Source organism: Paraburkholderia sp. XV (assembly GCF_020177535.1).
Lineage (GTDB): Bacteria > Pseudomonadota > Gammaproteobacteria > Burkholderiales > Burkholderiaceae > Paraburkholderia > Paraburkholderia caribensis.
On record NZ_JAGUUD010000232.1, the window covers coordinates 1 to 4,009 of the forward strand.

Below are 4,009 nucleotides of genomic sequence, written 5' to 3' on the forward strand. Positions count from 1 at the left end.
GCAAAGAAAAGTAGGTGCCGCCCCGCACAGGGGCGACGCCTGAAGCTAGATAACGAATCGCGGATGCCAGCGACAGCGACAGCGAAAGCGACAGCGACAGCGAAAGCGACAGCGAAAGCGAATCGCGGATGCCAGCGCAGAGCCATAACTCGAATGCCATCGCAGATACTACTACCCACCCCCACCGCATGCGCAGCAAAAACCAAAACATCAAACCCCCAAATACGCCCTCCTCACCCCCTCATCCCGCGCGAGCTCACGCATCGCGCCATCATACTGAATCTGACCTTTCTCAAGCACATACACGCGGTCACTAACAAGCTCAGCGAAATGAAAGTTCTGCTCAGACAGAAGAACAGACAACCCCTCGCGTTTCAGCTCAAGAATCATATTAGCCATCTGCTCGACGATCACGGGCGCCACACCCTCCGACGGCTCATCGAGCAACACCAGATAAGGATTCCCCATCAGCGTCCGCGACACAGTAAGCATCTGCTGCTCGCCACCGCTCATCTGCCCGCCGAGACGCCGCGGCATCTCACCAAGATTCGGAAACAGCTCGAACAGCTTGCCGGGCGTCCACGCCGGCGCCCCCACGCGCGCGGGCTGCCGCCCCGTGTCGAGATTCTCCATCACAGTGAGACCAGAGAACACCCGACGATCCTCAGGCACATAACCAAGCCCCATCCGGGCAATCCGATGCGGCGGCAACGCAGAGATATCGGCCCCATCGAAATGAATCACGCCTTCACGACGCGCCATCAGCCCCATGATCGACTTCATCGTCGTCGATTTGCCGGCGCCATTGCGGCCCATCAGCGCGACCACTTCGCCGCGCCCCACTTCGAGGCTCACGTCGAAGAGGATTTGCGCGCGCCCATAGAACGCATTCAATCCATCGACTTTCAGCAGCGGTGCGTTCATGTGCGCGACTCCGTGCGTGGCTCGCCGCCATCGCGCGATAACGCCGCGCGTGGCTGGAACGTCTTGCCCGTGCCGAAGTAGACCGCCTGCACGTTGGCGTCGTTGCGTATCGTGTCCGCGTCGCCCTGTGCGATCAGCTTGCCGCGCGCCAGCACGATAATCCGGTCCGCAGTCGAAAATACGACGTCCATGCTGTGCTCGGTGAACAGCACGCCGATTTGACGCTCGGCGGAAAGACGCTTCGTCAGCGCCATCAGCTCGGCGCGCTCCTGCGGCGCCATGCCTGCCGTCGGCTCGTCCATCAGCAGCAGCTTGGGTCGGTTCGCAAGCGCGATGGCCATCTCGACGCGCTTCACGTCGCCATAGGCAAGCACGCTGCACGCGCGCCGCGCATGGGCCGTCATGCCGACCTGTTCCAGCAACGCCATCGCCTCGTCCGCGAAGTGCGACGCCGCTGGTTTCCACAATCCGTATAGACGCTTTTCGCGCGATACGAGCGCCATCTGCACGTTTTCCAGCACGGTCATCGAGTTGAAGGTCGCCGCGACCTGGAACGTGCGGCCGACACCCCGCCGCCATATCTCACGCGGCCGCATGCCGACCAGCTCATGTCCGTCCAGCATCACGGAGCCGCGCGCCGGACGCAGCTGTCCGTTGACGATGTTGAAGCATGTCGATTTGCCCGCGCCGTTCGGGCCGATCAAGGCGAGCAGCTCGCCGGGCTTCACGTCGAACGAAACGTCGTCGACGGCTTTCACGCCGCCGAATGACATCGACAGGTTCGATACGCGCAGAAGGCTCATTGGCGGCCTCCTGCCTGTACGTCATCGCGCTCGAAGCGCTCGCGCACGAAACCCACGATGCCTTGCGGAAACGCAATCACCAGCAACAGGATCGCCATGCCAAGCAGCGCCTGCCAGTAGTCGGTCTGACGCGCGACGGCGTCCTGCAGCCACGTGAACAGCGCCGCGCCCGCGACGGGCCCCGTCAAGGTCTGGATGCCGCCGAGCAACACCATCACGAGTCCGTCGACGGAACGGCTCACGCTGATCACTTCCGGCGAGATCGTGCCTTTGGAAAACGCGTACAGCGAGCCGGCAAGCCCGCAGAACAGCGACGCAATCACGAACGCCGCCCATTGCACGCGTTTCGTGTCGATGCCGATGGCTTCCGCGCGCAGCGCCGAATCGCGGGACGCGCGCATCGCAAATCCGAGCGGCGAGAACAGCATGCGGCGCAGCAGCCACACGCCGAGCACGGCAAACGCGAGCGTCAGGTAGTAATAGGCGACGGGCGACGATAACCAGTTCGACGGCCACAGCCCGAGAATGCCGTTGCTGCCGCCCGTCACGTCATCCCACTGATACACGACGGACCAGACGATCTGCGCGAACGCGAGCGTGAGCATCGCCAGATACACGCCCGACAGGCGCACGCAAAACCAGCCGAACACCAGTGCGCCGAGCACGGCGAGGAGCGGCCCGAGAACGAGCGCGGCTTCCATCGGCAGATCGAGTACTTTCAGAAAGAGCGCTGCACCGTATGCGCCGAGGCCGAAGTACGCGGCATGACCGAACGAATGCATGCCGCCCGGTCCCATGATGAAGTGCAGGCTTGCCGCGAACAGCACGGCAATCAGAATTTCGACGAGCAGCACGGGCATGTACGGAAACGCGCCGGCGGCCAGCGGCGCGAGCACGAGCATCGCTAGCACGCATGCCCCGAGCCACTTGAACTGGCTGGACGCGGGCTTCAATGGCATGTCGGCGGGCGCTGCCGCGCGAACCGTCGACGTCGCGCGTCCCAACAGGCCCCACGGCCGCACGACGAGCACGACGGCCATCACGACAAATTCCGCGACCAGCGTGAAGCGGCTCAACGAGAAGTCGATGCCGAACAGCGACACATGTCCGATGCCGATGCACAGCGCCTTGATCTCCGCGATCAGCAGTGCCGCGACGAACGCGCCCGGAATCGAGCCCATCCCGCCGACCACGACGACGACGAACGCGTTGCCGATCGTTTCGAGATCGAGCGACAGATTGGCCGACATGCGCGGCCCTTGCAGCGCGCCGCCCAACCCCGCGAGAAACGCGCCGACGAAGAACACGCCCGTGAACAGCCACGCCTGGTTGATGCCGAGCGCGCCGAGCATCTCGCGATCCTGCGTCGCTGCGCGCACGAGCGTGCCCCAGCGCGTGCGCGTCAACGCGTACCACAGCAACAGGAGCACGAGCGGTCCGATTACGATCAATGCGATGTCCCAAGTCGGCAGTTGATGGCCGAGCAGTTCGACGGCGCCGGACAGATGCGGCGCGCGCGGGCCGAACAGGTCCTGCGGTCCCCAGATTGCGAGGGCGGCGTCGCGGAAGATCAGGACGAGCGCGAATGTCGCGAGCAGATGGAACAGCTCGGGCGCCTTGTAGATGCGTCTCAGCACGATCAACTCGACGAGCGCGCCGAGTACGCCGATCACGAGCGCGGAGGCGAGCATCGACAGCCAGAAGCCGATGACGCTGCTCGTGCCGAAGCGGCTCGCGATGCTGTAGGCAACGTAGACACCTAGCATGTAGAACGAGCCGTGCGCGAAGTTGACGATGCGCGTGACGCCGAAGATCAGCGACAGGCCCGCTGCGACGAGGAAGAGCGCCGAGGCGTCGGCGAGTCCGTTGATCAGTTGGACTAGCAGGTTGGGGAGCATTTTTGCCTGGCGGCGGGTGGATGGGGTGCGGGTTTGGCTTCGGGTTATGTCGGGCGACAGGTATACCGGAAATGTTTTTGGTTTGCAGGGGTTTTTTGATCTGCGATCGGGCGGGGCTTCTTTATTCGCATCCGCGAGGCTTTGGCGGTGGGCTTTCTGCCTTTTGTGCTGGGATCCGCGTTTGCACCTTCGCGGCGCGGGCGTTGGTTTTTGGTTTGCTTGTGCGTGCGCTGGGTGTTTGCATTTTCGCTGGCATCCGCCGATTTGACTTTTCGCTGGCATCCGCCGATTTGCCTTTTCGCTGGCATCCGCGAATTGTTAGCGTGCTCCACACGTCGCCCCTGTGCGGGGCGGCACCTACTTTTCTTTGCCGCCGCAAAGAAA

The 4,009-nt window shown here is 63.3% G+C and carries 5 protein-coding genes; all 5 read right to left on the reverse strand.

What is annotated here, in order from left to right:
* Nucleotides 1-211, reverse strand: a 211-nt coding sequence (locus KFO72_RS41395) for a hypothetical protein (RefSeq protein ID WP_225034512.1), incomplete at its 3' end; no start/stop codon positions are given.
* Nucleotides 211-924, reverse strand: a complete 714-nt coding sequence (locus KFO72_RS41400; protein WP_054932867.1) for an ABC transporter ATP-binding protein — start codon at nucleotides 922-924, stop codon at nucleotides 211-213. The genes KFO72_RS41395 and KFO72_RS41400, both read right to left, overlap by 1 nt.
* Nucleotides 921-1,727, reverse strand: a complete 807-nt coding sequence (locus KFO72_RS41405) for an ABC transporter ATP-binding protein (protein WP_054932868.1) — start codon at nucleotides 1,725-1,727, stop codon at nucleotides 921-923. The genes KFO72_RS41400 and KFO72_RS41405 overlap by 4 nt, the downstream gene beginning before the upstream one ends.
* Complete coding sequence (locus tag KFO72_RS41410; RefSeq protein ID WP_060604066.1) at nucleotides 1,724-3,625, reverse strand: ABC transporter permease; 1,902 nt, start codon at nucleotides 3,623-3,625, stop codon at nucleotides 1,724-1,726. Before KFO72_RS41410 ends, KFO72_RS41405 begins: the two co-directional genes overlap by 4 nt.
* A gap of 44 nt (nucleotides 3,626-3,669) precedes the next feature.
* The coding region (locus KFO72_RS41415; RefSeq protein WP_225034513.1) for a hypothetical protein at nucleotides 3,670-4,009 on the reverse strand (340 nt) is incomplete at its 5' end.

What these genes read in the sequence shown, in the direction of transcription:
- KFO72_RS41400 (WP_054932867.1), bottom strand. Translation starts at nt 924, where the DNA reads ATGAACGCACCGCTGCTGAAAGTCGATGGATTGAATGCGTTCTATGGG.
- KFO72_RS41405 (WP_054932868.1), bottom strand. Translation starts at nt 1,727, where the DNA reads ATGAGCCTTCTGCGCGTATCGAACCTGTCGATGTCATTCGGCGGCGTG.
- KFO72_RS41410 (WP_060604066.1), bottom strand. Translation starts at nt 3,625, where the DNA reads ATGCTCCCCAACCTGCTAGTCCAACTGATCAACGGACTCGCCGACGCC.